Source organism: Aquibium sp. A9E412, assembly GCF_030398335.1.
Lineage (GTDB): Bacteria > Pseudomonadota > Alphaproteobacteria > Rhizobiales > Rhizobiaceae > A9E412.
The window spans coordinates 1-16,319 of sequence record NZ_JAOAOP010000050.1; the positions used below are offsets into that span (position 1 = coordinate 1).

General features: G+C 71.7%; 19 protein-coding genes and 1 tRNA gene. 9 read left to right on the forward strand and 11 right to left on the reverse strand.

Features of this window, described 5'->3' with window-relative positions; all coding sequences use genetic code 11:
- Positions 1-37: 37 nt before the first annotated feature.
- Positions 38-670: a bacteriochlorophyll 4-vinyl reductase gene (gene bchJ / locus N1F89_RS15465; protein WP_290085117.1), complete on the reverse strand. Its 633-nt coding sequence runs from the start codon at positions 668-670 to the stop codon at positions 38-40.
- A complete protein-coding gene (bchE, locus tag N1F89_RS15470; RefSeq protein ID WP_290085118.1) occupies positions 670-2,301 on the reverse strand; it encodes a magnesium-protoporphyrin IX monomethyl ester anaerobic oxidative cyclase in 1,632 nt (543 codons plus the stop codon). Before bchE ends, bchJ begins: the two co-directional genes overlap by 1 nt.
- A 175-nt stretch (positions 2,302-2,476) precedes the next feature.
- On the opposite strand from bchE, the gene N1F89_RS15475 reads away from it, so the two are divergent.
- From N1F89_RS15475 to N1F89_RS15485, 3 genes are all read left to right on the forward strand, one after another.
- Positions 2,477-2,731: a hypothetical protein gene (locus N1F89_RS15475; RefSeq protein ID WP_290085119.1), complete on the forward strand. Its 255-nt coding sequence runs from the start codon at positions 2,477-2,479 to the stop codon at positions 2,729-2,731.
- Between the two features lie 183 nt (positions 2,732-2,914).
- Positions 2,915-3,367, forward strand: a complete 453-nt coding sequence (locus N1F89_RS15480) for an Lrp/AsnC family transcriptional regulator (protein ID WP_290085120.1) — start codon at positions 2,915-2,917, stop codon at positions 3,365-3,367.
- Entirely contained in the window at positions 3,367-3,987 is a 621-nt protein-coding gene (locus N1F89_RS15485; RefSeq protein ID WP_290085122.1) for a LysE family transporter, read from the forward strand. Before N1F89_RS15480 ends, N1F89_RS15485 begins: the two co-directional genes overlap by 1 nt.
- 832 nt (positions 3,988-4,819) lie before the next feature.
- On the opposite strand, the gene N1F89_RS15490 is transcribed toward N1F89_RS15485, so the two are convergent.
- Positions 4,820-4,896: transfer RNA gene (locus tag N1F89_RS15490), tRNA-Arg, on the reverse strand.
- Between the two features lie 160 nt (positions 4,897-5,056).
- On the opposite strand from N1F89_RS15490, the gene N1F89_RS15495 reads away from it, so the two are divergent.
- Positions 5,057-5,245 (forward strand): hypothetical protein, encoded by a 189-nt coding sequence (locus N1F89_RS15495; protein WP_290085123.1) that lies wholly within the window; start codon positions 5,057-5,059, stop codon positions 5,243-5,245.
- Positions 5,246-5,318: 73 nt separating this feature from the next.
- Here N1F89_RS15495 and N1F89_RS15500 read toward each other — a convergent pair whose 3' ends face one another.
- The 6 genes from N1F89_RS15500 to N1F89_RS15525 form a co-directional block, all read right to left on the reverse strand.
- Positions 5,319-6,950 (reverse strand): class I adenylate-forming enzyme family protein, encoded by a 1,632-nt coding sequence (locus N1F89_RS15500; RefSeq protein WP_290085125.1) that lies wholly within the window; start codon positions 6,948-6,950, stop codon positions 5,319-5,321.
- Positions 6,947-7,732, reverse strand: coding sequence for an enoyl-CoA hydratase/isomerase family protein (locus N1F89_RS15505; RefSeq protein WP_290085126.1), 786 nt, complete (start codon positions 7,730-7,732; stop codon positions 6,947-6,949). Before N1F89_RS15505 ends, N1F89_RS15500 begins: the two co-directional genes overlap by 4 nt.
- Positions 7,729-8,517, reverse strand: coding sequence for an ABC transporter permease (locus tag N1F89_RS15510; RefSeq protein ID WP_290085127.1), 789 nt, complete (start codon positions 8,515-8,517; stop codon positions 7,729-7,731). The genes N1F89_RS15505 and N1F89_RS15510 overlap by 4 nt, the downstream gene beginning before the upstream one ends.
- Positions 8,514-9,344 (reverse strand): ABC transporter permease, encoded by an 831-nt coding sequence (locus N1F89_RS15515; protein WP_290085128.1) that lies wholly within the window; start codon positions 9,342-9,344, stop codon positions 8,514-8,516. The genes N1F89_RS15510 and N1F89_RS15515 overlap by 4 nt, the downstream gene beginning before the upstream one ends.
- A 127-nt stretch (positions 9,345-9,471) precedes the next feature.
- Entirely contained in the window at positions 9,472-10,536 is a 1,065-nt protein-coding gene (locus N1F89_RS15520; RefSeq protein WP_290085130.1) for an ABC transporter substrate-binding protein, read from the reverse strand.
- A gap of 28 nt (positions 10,537-10,564) precedes the next feature.
- Positions 10,565-11,605, reverse strand: coding sequence for an ABC transporter ATP-binding protein (locus tag N1F89_RS15525; protein WP_290085131.1), 1,041 nt, complete (start codon positions 11,603-11,605; stop codon positions 10,565-10,567).
- Positions 11,606-11,677: 72 nt separating this feature from the next.
- Between N1F89_RS15525 and N1F89_RS15530 the strand changes: the two genes are divergently transcribed.
- The 3 genes from N1F89_RS15530 (at position 11,678) to N1F89_RS15540 (ending at position 13,484) form a co-directional block, all read left to right on the forward strand.
- Positions 11,678-12,403 carry a TetR/AcrR family transcriptional regulator gene (locus N1F89_RS15530; RefSeq protein ID WP_290085133.1) on the forward strand — a complete coding sequence of 242 codons (726 nt, stop codon included), beginning with the start codon at positions 11,678-11,680 and terminating at the stop codon, positions 12,401-12,403.
- Complete coding sequence (locus tag N1F89_RS15535; RefSeq protein ID WP_290085134.1) at positions 12,400-12,903, forward strand: MaoC/PaaZ C-terminal domain-containing protein; 504 nt, start codon at positions 12,400-12,402, stop codon at positions 12,901-12,903. The genes N1F89_RS15530 and N1F89_RS15535 overlap by 4 nt, the downstream gene beginning before the upstream one ends.
- Positions 12,904-13,016: 113 nt before the next feature.
- Positions 13,017-13,484 carry an Rrf2 family transcriptional regulator gene (locus N1F89_RS15540; RefSeq protein ID WP_290085135.1) on the forward strand — a complete coding sequence of 156 codons (468 nt, stop codon included), beginning with the start codon at positions 13,017-13,019 and terminating at the stop codon, positions 13,482-13,484.
- Here the strand turns inward: N1F89_RS15540 and N1F89_RS15545 are convergent.
- A complete protein-coding gene (locus N1F89_RS15545; protein WP_290085136.1) occupies positions 13,385-13,849 on the reverse strand; it encodes a YbaN family protein in 465 nt (154 codons plus the stop codon). The genes N1F89_RS15540 and N1F89_RS15545 overlap by 100 nt on opposite strands.
- 114 nt (positions 13,850-13,963) lie before the next feature.
- Between N1F89_RS15545 and N1F89_RS15550 the strand changes: the two genes are divergently transcribed.
- Positions 13,964-14,431 (forward strand): group III truncated hemoglobin, encoded by a 468-nt coding sequence (locus N1F89_RS15550; RefSeq protein WP_290085137.1) that lies wholly within the window; start codon positions 13,964-13,966, stop codon positions 14,429-14,431.
- 16 nt (positions 14,432-14,447) lie between these two features.
- Positions 14,448-15,134 carry a 5-formyltetrahydrofolate cyclo-ligase gene (locus tag N1F89_RS15555; RefSeq protein WP_290085139.1) on the forward strand — a complete coding sequence of 229 codons (687 nt, stop codon included), beginning with the start codon at positions 14,448-14,450 and terminating at the stop codon, positions 15,132-15,134.
- A 4-nt stretch (positions 15,135-15,138) separates the two neighbouring features.
- Here the strand turns inward: N1F89_RS15555 and N1F89_RS15560 are convergent, their stop codons facing one another.
- The gene (locus N1F89_RS15560; RefSeq protein ID WP_290085140.1) at positions 15,139-16,311 is read right to left on the reverse strand and encodes a M20 aminoacylase family protein; all 1,173 of its coding nucleotides are present in this window, start codon (positions 16,309-16,311) and stop codon (positions 15,139-15,141) included.
- Positions 16,312-16,319 lie beyond the last annotated feature (8 nt).

The window sequence follows — 16,319 nt, forward strand, 5'->3', positions numbered from 1 at the left end:
ACCGCCGTCGCGGCCTTCTCGCGTCGCCGTTGCGACTTCAGTCCGGCCGCGCCACGGCGAAGCGGCAGGCCGGCGCGCCGTCGCGGCAGCAGGCGGTGTGGCTGACGGCGAGCGGCGCTGCGACGAGGGTGCGGAACAGCCGCTCGAAGACCGCCACGTGCCACACGCAGCCCGGCACCGCCAGCGGATTGGCGGCGAGCAGGATCGTCATCGGCGGGCCCGCCGCAGTCGTGCAGCGGCCGGAGCCGGCGAAGGTCCAGGCGTGGCGCCGGATGACGGCGAGCAGCAGGCGGCCGGCGAGCGGCGCCGGCAGCGCGGCGAAGGCGGCGCGCGCGGCCGGCGGCACGCGGTGGGCGAGGATGTAGTCGCCGGTGCGCCGGCCGGCCTCGGCGGCGACGGCGCGCGCGGCATCGGCCGGCAGCAGGCCGAACAGCGCCGCGTTGAGCCGCGCCACCGCCTCCTGCGGCACCATGGCGTCGGGCGGCGCGGCGAGCCAGCATGCCAGCCCGGCCTCGGCGAAGACGCGTCCGGCCGCCGCGGCCCCGCGCTCTGCGCGCAGCGCCTCGGCAAGCTGGATCACCGCGTTGGGACCGACGCGCGGGCCGCCGTGCGCTGCGCCGGCCGCGGCCGCGTCCGGCTGCCGGCGGGCGAGGCCCGCCGCGCCGGCCATCACGTCGGCCCGGCCGCCGCCGGCGGCTCGACGCGGACCAGATCGGCGCGCTTCCCGTCGCCGCCGCCGCGCGCCTTCACCGTGCCGCGTGCCTGGCGCATGCGCGCCGCGCGCTCGCTCGCCGCCTCCCAGTCGGCGAGCTGGGCCGGTGCGATGGAGCGCGTGCGGTCGAAGTTGAAGTTGACCCCCTTCTTCGACTGCGGGCCCCAGTAGTTGACCTTGCCGAGGTCGTAGAACTTGCGCTGGAAGCCGGCCTTGAGGAACGCCTTGAGGCAACCGAGCAGGTAGCGCCGGCGGAAGCCGGTGCCGCGCCACGGATAGTTGAACAGCGCCTTGTGCATGTAGAAGCGGCGGTAGTTGTTCATCACCCGGTCGAGCAGCTCGGCGCGGTCCATCGCCGCCGGCTTCATGATCGGCGTGACGAAGTTGTACTTGGAGAAGTCGAACACCTCGACCTTGTCGCCGAGCTCCTGGAACAGCGAGGAGAACGGCCACGGCGTGTACATCGCCCAGTTGGCGAGATCCGGCGCCCAGGCGCGCGCCATGCGGTAGGTCTCCTCCAGCGTCTCGGCCGTCTCGTTCTCCAGCCCGACGATGAACTGCGCCTCGACGAAGATGTCGGCCTCGCGCAGGAGCTGGATGGCGCGGCGGTTGTCCTCGACCTTGGTCTCCTTGTTGAAGCGGTCGAGCTTGAGCTGCGCGGCCGCCTCGGTGCCGAGGCTGACATGCACCAGGCCGGCGCGCCGGTAGAGCGGCAGCAGCGCCTCGTCGCGCAGGATGCCGGTGACGCGGGTGTTGATGCCCCATTTGACGCGGTCCGGCAGGCCGCGCGCGATCAGCTCCTCGCAGAAGGCGACGAACTTTTTGCGGTTGATGGTCGGTTCCTCGTCGGCCAGGATGAAGAAGCCGACGCCGTGGCGCTCGACCAGCGTCTCGATCTCGTCGACCACCTTCTTCGGGTCGCGGATGCGGTAGTCGCGCCAGAACTTCCACTGCGAGCAGAACGAGCAGGTGAAGGGGCAGCCGCGCGCCATGTTGGGGATGGCCACGCGCACGCCGAGCGGCACGTAGATGTACTTCTCCCATTCGAGCAGCGACCAGTCGGGATCGATGGCGTCGAGGTCCTTGACCGTCGGCGCGGCCTGGGTGGCGACGATCTGCGCGCCATCGCGATAGGCGAGACCGTTGATGGCGGCGCGGCCGGCCGGCCAGCGGCCCGCCTCGATGGCGCCGATCAGCGCGGCGAAGATCTCCTCGCCCTCGCCGCGCACGATGACGTCGATCCACGGCGCCTCCGACAGCACCTGCTTGTACATGAAGGTGGCGTGCACGCCGCCCAGCACGCGCACGGCGCCGGGGCAGGCCTCGGCGGCGATCTCCAGCACCCGCTCTGCGGTGTAGATCGACGGCGTGATCGCGGTCACGCCCACCACGTCGGGCGCCAGCGCGCAGAGCCGCTCGCGCACCGCCTCGTCCGGCAGGTCGTTGGTCATGGCGTCGACGAAGTGGACGTCGTCGTAGCCCGCCTTCTTCAGCGCGCCGGCGAGATAGGCGGCCCAGGCCGGCGGCCAGTTGCCGGCGATCTCGGCGCCGCCGGAGTGGTAGTTGGGATGGACGAGGACAATGCGCATTGACACCTCCCTGCGACTGTCAACAAATCCTAATCCCAAAAATGTCAATCAAGGTTGACACAGATCAATTCCCGTCGCACCCTTTCGGCATTGGCCGACCCGCAGCGAGCCGGTCCGGCCGCAGTCCCCGCGTTCCCGGCGCGTGCCGGGCCCCGCGAGGAGGGAGGGGAGCCCGATGCCGACCGCCGCCAGCCGTCATCTCGAGCAGCGCCTGTGCGCCGACATCATGCGACACGCCGGGGAGGCTGCCGGCGGCCGCCGCGGGCTGATCGAGCGGCTGGCACGCTGGGCGCTGCGCGAGCGCAGCGCGCGCCGCGGCTTCTGCCCCGATTGCACTGGCGCCGGACGGTGCCAGCGCGTGTTCGGCGCGCTCGACGCCGCCTGCGCGCAGGCGGAGGCGGAATCCCCGCCGCTGCGCCGCTGCGCCTGAGGGCGTCCGACGCCGCGCCGTCCGGCGTCGCCTTTCGTGACGATTTCCGGTGAGCATCGACGCCGAGGTCGGCGTCGCTTGCCGCCATGCTCGGCTTTGGCGAATCCGTAAGAATTGCTGCGCAGGCCCAATACGACGATCTTACATATTGCATTGCCGAACATTACCGCATAAATAGCGGCTATGGATGACATAGACCGCAAAATCATCGGCGCCCTGGCGGCGGACTCGCGGCGCGCCCTGGCCGACATCGGCGCCACCGTCGGGCTGTCGCCCTCGGCCGTCAACGAGCGCATCCGGCGCCTGGCGGCAAGCGGCGCCATCCGCCGCTTCACCGTCGATGCCGATCCGGCCGCGCTCGGCCGCGGCGTCCTCGCCTTCATCTGGGTGCTGCTTGCCGAGGGCGCCGACGAGGCCGCCTTCCGCGCCTTCGCGGCCGGCCATCCGGCCGTCGCCGAATGCCACCACGTCACCGGCGCCTGGTCCTATCTGGTCAAGGTGCACGTCGCCTCGCTCGCCGATCTCGAGGCGCTGCTCGCCGCCCTCAAGGCCGAGCGCTTCGTCGGCCGCAGCGAGACCATCCTGGCGCTGTCGCCGGTGGTCGACGGTCCTTACCGGCCGAAGGAGAAGCGCTGATGGACCCGCTGCTTCTGGCCAAGAGCATGCTCGTCGGGCTTGCCATCGCCGCACCGCTCGGCCCGATCGGGGCGCTGTGCATCAGCCGGGCGCTCGCCGGCGGCTTCTGGTCGGGGCTCGCCGGCGGGCTCGGCACGGCGCTCGCCGATGCCGCCTATGCCAGCCTCGCCGCGCTCGGCTTCGCCGCCTTCGCCGCCGCGCTCGACCTGGTGGAGGCGCCGCTCAAGCTGGCCGGCGGGCTGTTCATGCTGTGGCTCGGCCTGCGCAGCCTGCGCGCGACGCCGGCCGGCGGGTCGGTGCGGCTCGCCGCACGCGACCTCGCCGGCACGGTGGGCGCCACCTTCGTGCTGACCGTCACCAACCCGATGACCATCCTGTCCTTCGTCGCGGTCTTCGCCGCGCTCGGCCTGGCCGACCAGCCGGAACCGGCGAACGCGGCGACGGTGGTGGCGGGCGTGTTTGCCGGCTCGCTCGCCTGGTGGGCCCTGCTGAGCGGCGGCGTCGCCATCGCCCGCCGGCGCCTGCCGGAGACCTTCGCCTCGTGGGTGGCACGCGGCTCGGCGCTGGTGCTCATGCTGTTCGGCCTGGCGGCGATCGCCTCGCTGGCGCTGCCCGGCTGATCCGCCAGGCTGCTGCGGCCCTGCCGTCGCGCTGTTCTTGCCGCTGCGGCATAATGTCTCCACGGGTTCTTCGCGTCCGGCCCGCCTGGCGTTTCTCCACGCGGCGGAGGCGCGCGCGATACCGGTTCTTCTGCCGTTTTTGCTGCACAACCGCGTGCGCTCGCGGGGCCGCCGCCCGTGTCTGCTGCGCGCGGCACGAAACGACTTCCGGTCTGCTTCTTTCTCGCGTTTTTCGAGTAGGGTGCGCGCAACCGACACGCAAGACGAGTGCAACCCATGCGGGAAGGAAAGGGATCGGACTGCGCGAGATGGCAGCCCGTGCGGTGCTGGTGGCCGCGGCGCCTCATCGACGGCACGCTCGGCCGCGGCCTGCTGTTGCGGCGGTGGAGGGGCGGCCGCTGGCAGTATCGCCGCAAGACGGCGGCCGAGCGCCTCGATGACCTATGGCCATGAGGACGAAACGCCCTTCCCGGCCGTCGGGCGCGGTCTGCACGCCGTGCCCGCAACCGGATGGCCGGAGAAAGGCGGAAATCTCGGCGGCCGGGGCTTGCGGTGCCGGCTGCCCGACCCTATCTAGGGCCTATCGACCGGCGGGACGGGAGTCAGGTCCTGCGAGATACGCGGTGAGGTTTCTCCCGAGCCGGTCGCATTTGTCTCGATCGATTGCCTGTCGACCACGGATGTACTGGCGGCAGAGCGTGTCTCGGGAACGAAGGAAAGCGGGCTCAGGCCCGCTTTTTTCTTGCCCGGTCTTCTCTTCTGGCCGGCGCCTTTCCGTTCCGTCCAATTTTATGAAAAAGGCTCCAAAATGAGCCTAAGTATTTGATTTTTCTGGCGATCCCGGCAGGATTCGAACCTGCGACCCTCAGATTAGGAATCTGATGCTCTATCCTGCTGAGCTACGGGACCGGCGCGCCCGTCATAGCGCGTTCGCGGCGCTTCGCCAACCGCGCAGGGGCCCGGTGCGGCCGGTCCTCCGGGGCCGGCTTCTTCCGCGACAATCTGGCACGCAACGCCCGGGGTGCGGGCGCGTTCGTCCTCGACGTGCAAGTGAACGCGGAGAACAGCCATGGATTGGCTCGACATGCTTGTCGCGCTCAGCCTGTTCACGCTTGCCGCCGCCGTCGGCTATGCGGTCTGGCAGGCGGCGAGCAATCGGCAGGCGCGCCGCGAGGGGCACATCTCGCCCGGCGGCCGGCGCATGCAGGCCAAGCGCGCCCACGAGAAGGACCCGGGCCACACGCGGTCGCCGCAATAGGCCGCGATGCCCGGAGCCGGCCGCGCCCCGGCCGGCATCGGGTCCGGCCGCGGCGGCCGCGGCAGTGGTCCGCTCAGCGCCAGATGCCGTCGACGCGGTCGTAGGCGCCGAGCCTGAGGTCGTCGGCCGCGGCCACCAGCTTCTGCTTGGCCACCTTGCGCGAGGGCGTGCGCGGAAAGTCGCCGTCGACGAAGGCGAGGTAGCGCGGCACCTTGAAGGCGGCCAGCCGCTCGGCGCAATGGGCGAAGACCCGGTCCGGCGCGACGTCCTCGCGGCGCACCCCTTCGCGCAGCTTGAGATAGGCCTTGACCTCCTCCTTGCGCAGCGGATCGGGCACCGGCACGATCGCCGCCTCCTCGACCTCGGGCAGCTCGTCGAGCACCGCCTCGACCTCGCGCGCGGAGATGTTCTCGCCGGCGCGGCGCACCATGTCCTTGAGCCGGCCGACGATGGTAAGATAGCCGTCGGCGTCGCGCACGAACAGGTCGCCGGTGCGGAACCAGGCGCCGTCGAAGCTCTCGGCGTTGGCGTCGGGCCGCTTGTAGTAGCCCCACAGGATGCTGCGGCCGCGCATCTGCAACTCGCCCATCTCGCCGGGGCCGCATTCGCGGCCGTCCTCGCCGACCACCCGCGCCTCGCGGAAGGGGGCGGGCACGCCGCAGGAGCGGCTGTCGAGCTTGTGGCTCGCGGCGACCGGCATGATGATGCCGGCGCCGATCTCGGTCATGCCGAAGGAATCGCGCGCCACCACGCCGAAGCGGCGCTCGGCCTCGGCGATCGCCGCCGGGCTCCAGCCGAAGGCGTTGATGTATTTCAGGCTCTGCAGGCCCGCGTCGGCCTCCGCCGGCAGGCTCTTGAGCGCCGTCTCGGGGAAGTAGGTGTAGTTGACCGCGAAGTCGCGCGCCCAGCCGAAGAAGCGGCTGAGGCTCATGCGGCGCGCCACATAGGCGGTGCCGCCGAGCTTCATCGACATCAGGAACTGCCACTGCGGGTCCATGTAGAAGAACGGCGCCCACAGAAGCGAGCGTTCGACGCCGAGATCCTGCGAGCCGAGCGCGGCCGAATGCGACAGCAGGAGCCAGTAGTCGTGGCTCAGCATGCAGCCCTTCGGAAAGCCGGTCGTGCCGGAGGTGTATTGCAGGCTCGCCAGGTCGGTGGCGGCGACCGGCGCCGGCGGCTCGAAGGCGGCGCTGCCGGCCAGCATGGCGTCGAGCGAGCCGTAGCGCTCGTCGGCCGCGCCGGCGACGAAGACGCGCGCGTCGGCGAGCACGGCGGGGCGCTCGCGCATCGCCTCGAAGGCCGGCAGATAGGCCGCGTCGAGGATCAGCGCCTGGGCGTCCGACTGGTTGAGGAGATAGTCGAGCTCGGCGCCGGTGTAGGCGGTGTTGACCGGCACCAGGACGGCGCCGAGCTTGGCCAGCGCGAACCAGGAGAACACGAACGCCGGCACGTTGGGCATCATCATGGCGACATGCGCGCCCTTGCGGATGCCGCGCTCGAGCAGGGCGGCGGCGAGCGTGTCGGACCGCCGGTCGAGCTCGGCATAGCTCACCGTGACGTCGTCCTCGAACCAGACGCCGGCCGGGCGGTCGCCCAGCGTGGCGGCGCGCTCCTTGACGAAGGCGCCGATAGAGGCCGGGAAATCGGTGGCGGCAAGCCGCTCGGCGGCCTGCTGCATCTCCTGGATACCGGGGTCGACGGTCATGCCCGCTCCTCCTTGTCGGCCAGCGGCGGCGTGGCGTCCATGGTGGCGCGCACGAGCTGGTAGAGATGGCCGCTGAAGGCGAGCGCGTCGTCGCGGCCGAGATCGAGTGCGCGGTAGAAGCCCTCCATCTCCGCGCGCACGGCGATCGGCGGATGGGCGGCGATCTGCGCGGCGACGGCGCGCGCGCGCGGCATCAGCCGGTCGGGCTCGACCACCTCGTTGACGAGGAAGCAGCGGCGCGCCTCGGCCGCGTCCATCGCCTCGCCGGTCAGCGCCAGCCACAGCGCGGCGGTCTGCGGGATCTGCCGGCCGAGCCGGGTGGCGGCGCTGCCGCCGGGCATGCCGTAGGCGATCTCCGGCAGGCCGAAGCGCGCATTGGGCGTGGCCAGCCGCAGGTCGGTCAGCAGCAGCAGGTAGATCATGCCCTGGCCCATGCACGGGCCGTTGACGGCGGCGATCAGCGGCTTGGTGCGCTCGAGCCGCAGGATGGCGCCCTCCCAGCCGGGATACTCCGCCGCGTCGCCCTCGCGGCGCACCGACAGGTGCCGCTCGACGACCTCGGCGGTCGAGCGCCGGCGGCGCGGCGTCTTGACGTCGTCGCCGGCGCACCAGGCGCGCTCGCCGGCCGCCGTCCAGATGCCGCAGCGCACCTGCGGGTCGGCGTAGAAGTCGCGGAGGATGTCGTAGAGCTCCTTGTGCAGCTCCGGCGTCAGCACGTTGACCGGCGGATTGTCGAGGGTGATGACGGCGACGCCGTCCGACTTGTCGTATCTGAACGTCATGGACTTCCCTGTCTTCTGGTGGCGCGCAGGCGCAGGAATTCCGCCAGCGCCATGGCCGCGGCCGTGACGATGACGAAGAGGGTGGAGATCGCGGCGATCGTCGGATTGATCTCGAAGCGCAGGTCGTTCCAGATGCGCACCGGCAGCGTCTCCGCGCCGCCCATCAGGAACAGCGCCACGACCAGCTCGTCGAAGGAGACGAAGAAGGCGAAGATCGCCGCGGCGAGGATCGCCGGCAGGATGGCCGGCAGCGTGGCGGTCCAGAAGGCGCGCAGCGGGCCGGCGCCGAACACGCGCGCGGCGCGCTCCAGCGCCGGGTCGGTCTGCCGGTAGGCCGCGCCGACGATCATCACCACGAAGGGCAGGCCGAGCGTGGCGTGGGCGAACACCAGCGTGATCTCGCTGTCGGTGCCGCCGATGCGCAGCGCCAGGATGAACACGCCGAGCGCGATGATGATGTTGGGAATGATGGCCGGCGCCAGGAACAGCCCGGTGAGCGCGGCGCGCGGACGCGGCCGCACGCGGCCGAGACCGACGACGGCCGCGGTGCCGGCCGTCGTCGCGATCAGGCTCGCCAGCAGCGCGATGCGCAGCGAGCGGCCGGTCGCGGCGAGCCACACCGGATCGGTGAAATAGGCGCGGTACCAGGTCAGCCCCCAGCTTGCCGGCGGAAAGCCGAGGAAGCGGTCGGCGCTGAACGACATCGGCGCGACGATCAGGATCGGGAAGAACAGGAACAGGACGCCGAGCGCGAACAGCCCGGCGGCGACAAGCCGGCGGGTCATGGCCGGGCCTCGCGCGGCGAGTGGATGAAGCGGCCGGCGACAAGCCGCACCAGGCCGAGCAGCGCCACGGTGGCGGCCAGGAGGACGATCGCCATGGCGGCGGCGAAGCCCCAATTGGTCTGCGCCACCTGGCCGACGATCAGATTGCCGAGCAGCGTGTCGCGGCGTCCGCCGATCAGCGCCGGCACGATGAAGAAGCCCATCGACAGGATGAAGATCACCGACCAGCCGGTGACGGCGCCCTCCAGGCTGAGCGGCAGGAAGACGTGGCGGAAGGCGCGCAGCGGACCGGCGCCCATGACGCGCGCGGCGCGCACCAGGCCGGGGTCGATCTCGGTCATGCCGGCATAGCAGGTCACCACCATGACCGGCAGCAGGATCTGCGCCATGGCGAGATGCACGGCATAGCTGTTGAACAGCAGGGTCACCGGCTCGGCGGTCAGACCGAGCCATTGCAGCGCGCCGTTGACGATGCCCTCGCGGCCGAGCACGACCATCCAGGCATAGGTGCGCACCAGGATGCTCATCCACATCGGCACCAGCACGAGGAAGAGCAGCAACGGCCGCCGGCGCGGCGGCTGGTGGACGATGTAGAGCGCCATCGGATAGCCGACGAGCAGGCACAGGCTGGCGACGACGGCGGAGACGACGAGCGTCTTCTGCAGCACGCCGAGATAGACGCTGCGGGTGAAGAAGCGCTCGAAATGGACCGCGGTCAGGCCGGGGTCGAACAGCGCCTGCTGCACCATCAGCGCCGCGGGAACGGCGAACATGGCAAGCGCCAGCAAGAGCGCCGGGATCAGGGGCAGGCGGGGGCCGAACGGCATCGCAGACGGGCTCGCGCGGGACAGGAGGCGGACGGGGCGGCGGCCGGCGCGCGCAGCGCGCCGGCCCGGAGCGGAATGCGGCCGGGCCGGCCGGTTCGCCCGGCCGGAGCCTGCCGCCGGCAGGCGGCTACTGCAGCAGCCACTCCTCCCAGCGCTCCTGCAGCGCATCCATGTTCTTCGCCCAGAACACGGCGTCGGTGACGAACTGGTTCTCGACGTTGTCGGGATGGGTGGGCAGCGCGCGGCCCTCCTCCTCCGGCAGGTGGTCGTAGAGGCCCTTCACCATGCCGGGATAGGAGACCAGCTTGGCGAACTGGGCGGCGCGCGCGGGATCGGTGAGCATGAAGGAGACATACCGCATGGCCTGCTCCTTGTGCTCGGTGCCCTTGAGGACGCCGATATAGGAGGGCTTCAGGCCGCCGCCGTTCCACACCGCCTCGACCGGCACGCCTTCCGCCTGGAGCTGCGTGATGCGGCCGTTCCAGGCGGAGGTGAAGTGCACCTCGCCGTCCGACAGCATCTGCACCGGCTGGGCGCCGCTGGTCCACCAGGCGACGATGTGCGGCTTGATCTCGTCGAGCTTGGCGAAGGCGCGGTCGACGCCCTCGTCGCTGGCGAGCACCTCGTAGACGGCGTCCGGCGCGACGCCGTCGGCGATCAGCGCGAACTCGAGATTGTCGAGCACGGAATCCTGCAGCGCACGCGGCCCGGGAAAGGTCTCGACATCCCAGAAGTCGGCCCAGGAGGTCATCGTAAGGCCTTCCGGCAGCTTGTCGGTGCGCTGGGCGAGGATCGTCGAATAGGTCGCCGCGATGCCGGCGTCGTCGAGCCGCGCCTGCTCGGGCAGCCGGTTGTCCGGGTCGACCGTCGCCCAGTCGATCGGCTCCAGCCAGCCTTCCAGCGAGGCGGTGGCGTAGTCGACCGGCGTCAGCTCGGCGACGTCCCAGATCGGGTTGCCGGCTTCCATCATGGCGCGCATCGCCGAGGCGCGGTCGGTGGTGGCGAGCGCCTTGATGCGGATGCCCGTCTCCTCCTCGAACGGCTTGTCGAAGACGGCGTCCATCACCTGCGCCAGGCCGCCGCCGGAGCCGGCGAACACCAGCTCCACGTCGTCCTGGGCGGCCGCCATGCCGCCGATCAGCGGCACCAGCACGGCCGAAGCGAGCAGGCTTCGTCTCGTCAGTCGGGTCATGGTTCTCTCTCCCTTGCGGTTGTGCGGTTCAGTCGAACAGCGGAACGGCGTCGCCCGGCGCGTAGCCGATCTCGACGGTCTGGCCGCGCTCGGGCGGCGGCAGCGTGCCGGCGCGCGTCTCCGAAAGACGCAGCACGGCACCGCTGCGGGTGACCAGGCGGCTCTCCACGGCGGCGCCGAGGAAGGTGACGTCCTCGACGCGCGCCTCGAAACGGCGGTCGCCGTCGCGCGGCGTGCGGCGCAGCTTCTCCGGCCGCAGGCTGACGGCGCGCACGCGGCGGTCGTCGAGCGCCAGGTCGATGTCGGCGAAGGTGCCGGGCGCGCCGGCCGGCGCCTCGACGATGTTGGTGCGACCGACGAAATCGGCGACGAAGCGGCTCGCCGGGCGGTCGTAGAGCGCGCCCGGCGTGTCGACCTGGCGCACGCGGCCGCTCTCCATCACCGCCACGCGGTCGGACAGGCTGAGCGCCTCGCCCTGGTCGTGGGTGACGAAGACAACGGTGGTGCCGAGCACGCGATGCAGCCGGCGGATCTCCTGCTGCAGCTCCTCGCGCAGCTTCAGGTCGAGCGCCGACAGGCACTCGTCCATCAGCAAAACCGGCGGCTCGGCGACCACCGCGCGGGCGAGCGCCACGCGCTGGCGCTGGCCGCCCGACAGCGCATTGGGGCGGCGCTCGGCATAGTCGGCCAGCCGCACCATGGCGAGCGCCTCGGTAACGCGGCGGGCGCGGCGCGCCTTGTCGACGCCGCGCATGCGCAGCGGAAAGGCGACGTTGTCGAACACGCTCATGTGCGGAAACAGCGCGAAGTTCTGGAACACCATGCCGACATTGCGCTTCTCCGGCGGCAGGCCGCCGACGGCGCGCTCGCCGATGAACACGGCGCCCGCGTCGGCATGGTCGAAGCCGGCCAGGATGTTGAGCGCCGTGGTCTTGCCCGAACCGCTCGGCCCGAGCAGCGTGACGAACTCGCCGGGCGCGACCGCCAGGCTGAAATCCTCCAGCGCGACCACCTGGCCGAAGCGGCGGGTGACGTTCTCGAAGCGCACGGGAGCGCTGGCTTCGCTCATGAGAGGCAACTTTCTGACGTTAGCGTCATTTATGACATTGACGTCATTTTATCCGCGCGTCAATCTCTCCGCATGACACGACAGGCGCAGACAAGGCCGGCCGGCGCCGGCGCGGCAGCCACGGCCGGCGAGGCGGCGGCCGACGAGCCGATGGATTTCGTCGCGCTGCTTGAGGACCGGGCGCGGGCGATGCGCGAGCGGCCCAAGCGGGTGCGCACGCGCGCCCGGCTGCTCGCCGCGGTGGCGCGCGAGATCGCGCGCAACGGCTATGACGGGCTGACGGTGGAGGGCATCTGCGCCGATGCCGGCATGGCGCGCGGCACCTTCTATCTCTACTACCGCCACCGCTCCGATGCGGCGACGGCGGTCTACCGGCTGTTCTGGGTGGTCATGCACCGGCAGCGCCCGCGCCTGCCGGGCGCCACGCTGGCCGACAAGATCCGCATCTCCAACCTGTTCTATCTCAAGACCTATGCGCAGAACGCGCCGCTGCTCGCCGGCCAGGCCGCACTCGGCCGCGAGCGGCCCGACTTCGCGCTGCAGCACGACCGCATGAACCACCGCTGGTCGCTGGTGATCGCCGCCAACATGCCCGGCGACATGCCGCGCGACATCAAGGTGCTGCGCGCGCGGGCGCTGGTCGCGATGGCCGACGACCTGTTGAGCAACATCTTCACGCGGCGCATGCCGAGCCTCGTGCACTGGGCCGAGGATCCCGAGCGGCTCGGCGCGTGCCTGTCGGAGCTGTGGACGCGCATCGTCGTCGACGGCGGCAGCCGGGAGAAGGGGACGCAATGAGCGAGACGCGCGACGAGGGCGGCGGCGCGGCGGCGGGCGAGGCTGCCGGCTGGGTCGGCCGGCAGGGGCTGTCGGACTGGCACACGATCAGCCAGGAGATGGTGGCCGACTATGCGGCGCTGTCGGGCGACGGCGCCGGCGAGTGGGTGCATCTCGACCCGGCGCGCGCGGCGGCCGAGCTGCCTTATGGCGGCACCATCGTGCAGGGCTTCTTCCAGGTCGCGCATCTGACGCAGCTCTTCGCCGAGGCGATGTGCGACGGCCTCGGCATCGATCCCAACCACGCGCTCAACTACGGCTTCGACCGGCTGCGCTTCGTCAATCCGCTGCCGGTGGGCGCGCCGTTCCGCGCCCGCGTGACGGTGAGCGGCGTGCGTCCGCGCGAGGGCGGCGGCGTGTTCGTCACGCAGGACGTGACGCTCGAGCGCGAGGACGGCACGCCGACGCTGGTCGCCGCGTGGCTGTTCTTCGTCGATCCGCGCGCCTTCGCGGCGGGCTGAGCGGGCGCCGCCGCGGCCGGCGCCTTTGCATGCCGGCAAGGGGCCGCTATAAAGATGCATCGTAAAGTTATCTTATGCGCGGTCCGGCGGGGCCGCGCCACGGAGCCGACCCGATGCGCCTGACGACCTTCTCCGACTACGCGCTGCGCGTGCTGATGTATGCCGCGACGGCGGGCGAGCGGCTGATCACGGTCGAGGAGACGGCGCGCGTCTACGGCATCTCGCGGGCGCATCTGATGAAGGTGGTCAACATCCTCACGCGCATGGGCCATTTGCGCGCCGTGCGCGGCCGCGCCGGCGGCTTCGCGCTCGCCCGGCCGCCGGCCGACATCAATCTCGGCGCCGTGGTGCGGGCGACCGAGCCGGACTTCGCGCTGGTCGAGTGCTTCGCCACGCACAACCGCTGCACCATCACCGGGCGCTGCCGGCTGCCCGGCGTGCTGAACGAGGCGCTCGGCGCCTTCCTGGCGACGCTCGACGGCTATTCGCTGGCCGACATCCTGCTGCAGGCAGACGATTTCGCGCTGCCGGACGGGGTGCCCGCGCGGCCCGAAGCCGCGCCGTCCGCGTCGCGCGGCTGAGCGGTCTCGGCCGGACCGTCCGGCCGCGTCCAGATGAAGGCGAGCACGGCGGCCAGGACCGCCGCCTGCACGGCGAGCAGCGTCGCCGCCACGCCGAGCGCCAGCGACACGGCGAGCGCGGCGGCCACCGCCAGGCTGGCCGCCAGCTTGGCGCGCCGGCCGATGGCGCGGTGCGCGACCCAGGCGTGGATCAGCGGACCGAAGCGGGGATGGCCGACGAGCCAGCGGTGCAGCCGCGGCGAGGAGCGCGCGAAGCAATAGGCCGACAGCAGCATGAACGGCGTCGTCGGCAGGAGCGGCAGCACGACGCCGGCCGCGCCGAGGCCGAAGGAGCCGAAGCCGAGAAGGGTCCACAGGTGCCGCATGGTGTGCCGTCCGTCGCCGGCGCTTGCCGCCGGGCCGCTCTATTGATACATCTTGGATGCATCTTTTCAAGTCCGTCCGGCGGACGGGCCCAAGCAGAGCACGGAGAGCCGAGCATGTCGATGGCCGAGCGGCGCGCGCAACTGACCGCCGAGATCGCCGAACGCACGGGGATCGACGATGCGATGATCCGCCGCCTGGTGCACGGGTTCTATGCGCGGGTGCGCGAGGACGCGCTGCTGGCGCCGGTGTTCGCGGCGCACATCACGGACTGGGAGCCGCATCTGGAGCGCATGTGCGCCTTCTGGTCGTCGGTCGCGCTCTTGACCGGGCGCTACCACGGCCGGCCGATGCAGAAGCACCTGCCGCTGCCGGTCGACGCGGCCCATTTCGACCGCTGGCTGCAGCTCTTCGAGGAGAGCGCGCACGCGCTGTGTCCGCCGGCCGCGGCCGAACACTTCATCGAGCGGGCGCGGCGCATCGCCGAGAGTTTGGAGCTCGGCATTGCCGGGCAGGCCGGCGTCATGCTGGCGCGCGGCGAGCGCTACCGACGCGACGCTCCGGCCGACGCCGCGGCGGACTGACAGAAAGGGTGCACGCATGAGCGAAGACGCGGACGGGACGGACGACGGGGCCGGCGACTACGCCTCACCGCCCTGCTTCATGCACGCGGTCGAGGCCGGCGCGCCCGGCGCCGGGCCGGCCGTGCGGCCGAACCCCGACGTCGTGCGCTGGCGCAAGGCGGAGCGCGAGCGGCTGATCGCGGCGCGCCTCGCCGTGCCGGCGGCCGAGCGCGAAGCCTGGGGCGAGCGCATCGCCGGGCATCTGGAAACCGCGATCGGCGATCCGCAGGGGCTGGTCGTCAGCCTCTACTGGCCGTTCCGCGGCGAGCCCGACCTCAGGCCGCTGATGGCGCGGCTCGCCGACAGGGGCGCGCGCACGGCACTGCCCGTGGTGGTCGAGCGCGGCCGGCCGCTCGCCTTCCGCGCCTGGCGGGCCGGCGAGCGGCTCGAGCGCGGCGTGTGGAACATCCCGGTGCCGGCCGACGGCGACGCGGTCGTGCCGCAGGTCGTCGTCGCGCCGGTGGTCGGCTTCGACCGCGCGCTCTACCGGCTCGGCTATGGCGGCGGCTTCTTCGACCGCACGCTGGCGGCGCTGCCGGCCCGGCCGCGCGTGTTCGGCGTCGGCTACCGCATGGCCGAGATCGCCACCATCCATCCGCAGCCGCACGACATCGCGATGGACGCGATCCTCACCGAGGCCGGCGCGGTGGCGCCGGCCGGCTGACGCCTCAGGCCGGCTTGCCGGCGAGCGCCGTCTCGGCCAACTCGACCCAGTAGCTGACGCCGTGCGGGATGACCTCGTCGTTGAAGTCGTAGGCCGGGTTGTGCAGGCTCGCCGTGTCGCCGTTGCCGACGAAGATGAAGGCGCCCGGCCGCGCCTCCAGCATGTAGGAAAAATCCTCGCCGCCCATCAGCGGCTGGATGTCGGCCGCCACGTTGCGCGGGCCGGCGACGCGCTGCGCCACGTCGACGATGAAGTCGGTCTCGCCCGCATGGTTGTGCGTCACCGGATAGTTCGACCGGTAGACGACCGACACTTCGGCGCCGTGCGCCCGCGCGATGCCCTCGCAGATGGCGCGCATGCGCTCCTCGGCCAGCGCGTTGACCTCCATGCGCAGGGTGCGCACCGTGCCGGCGAGCTCGACCGTGTTGGGGATGACGTTGTAGGCGTCGCCGCCGTGGATCTTGGTGACCGACACCACCACCGCGTCGACCGGATCGGCCGAGCGCGCGGCGATCGTCTGCAGCGCGGTAACCATCTGGGCGGCCGCCACGATCGGGTCGACGCCCTGATGCGGCATGGCGGCATGGCCGCCGCGGCCGGTCACGGTGATGGTGAACTCCGCCGTGGCCGCCATGATCGGGCCCGGCCGGGTCGCGAAGCTGCCGACCGGCAGGCCGGGCATGTTGTGCATGCCGAAGACGCGCGCGATGCCGAAGCGCTCCATCAGCCCGTCGTCGACCATCACCTTGCCGCCGCCGCCGCCTTCCTCGGCCGGCTGGAAGATGACCGCGACGCGGCCGGCGAAGTTGCGCGTCTCGGCGAGGTAGCGCGCCGCGCCGAGCAGCATCGCGGTGTGGCCGTCATGGCCGCAGGCGTGCATCTTGCCCGGCGTGGCCGAGGCATAGGGCCGGCCGGTCGTCTCGGTGATCGGCAGCGCGTCCATGTCGGCGCGCAGGCCGATCGTCGGGCCGTCGCCCTGGCGCCCGGCGATCAGGCCGACGACGCCGGTGCGGCCGAGGCCGGTGACCACCTCGTCGCAGCCGAACGCCTTCAGCTTGTCGGCGACGAAGGCGGCCGTCTCGTGCACGTCGAACAGCAGCTCGGGATTGCGGTGCAGATGCTGGCGCCAGGCGGCGATCTCGTCCTGCATCTCGGCGGCACGGTTGAGAATGGGCATGTCGGTCG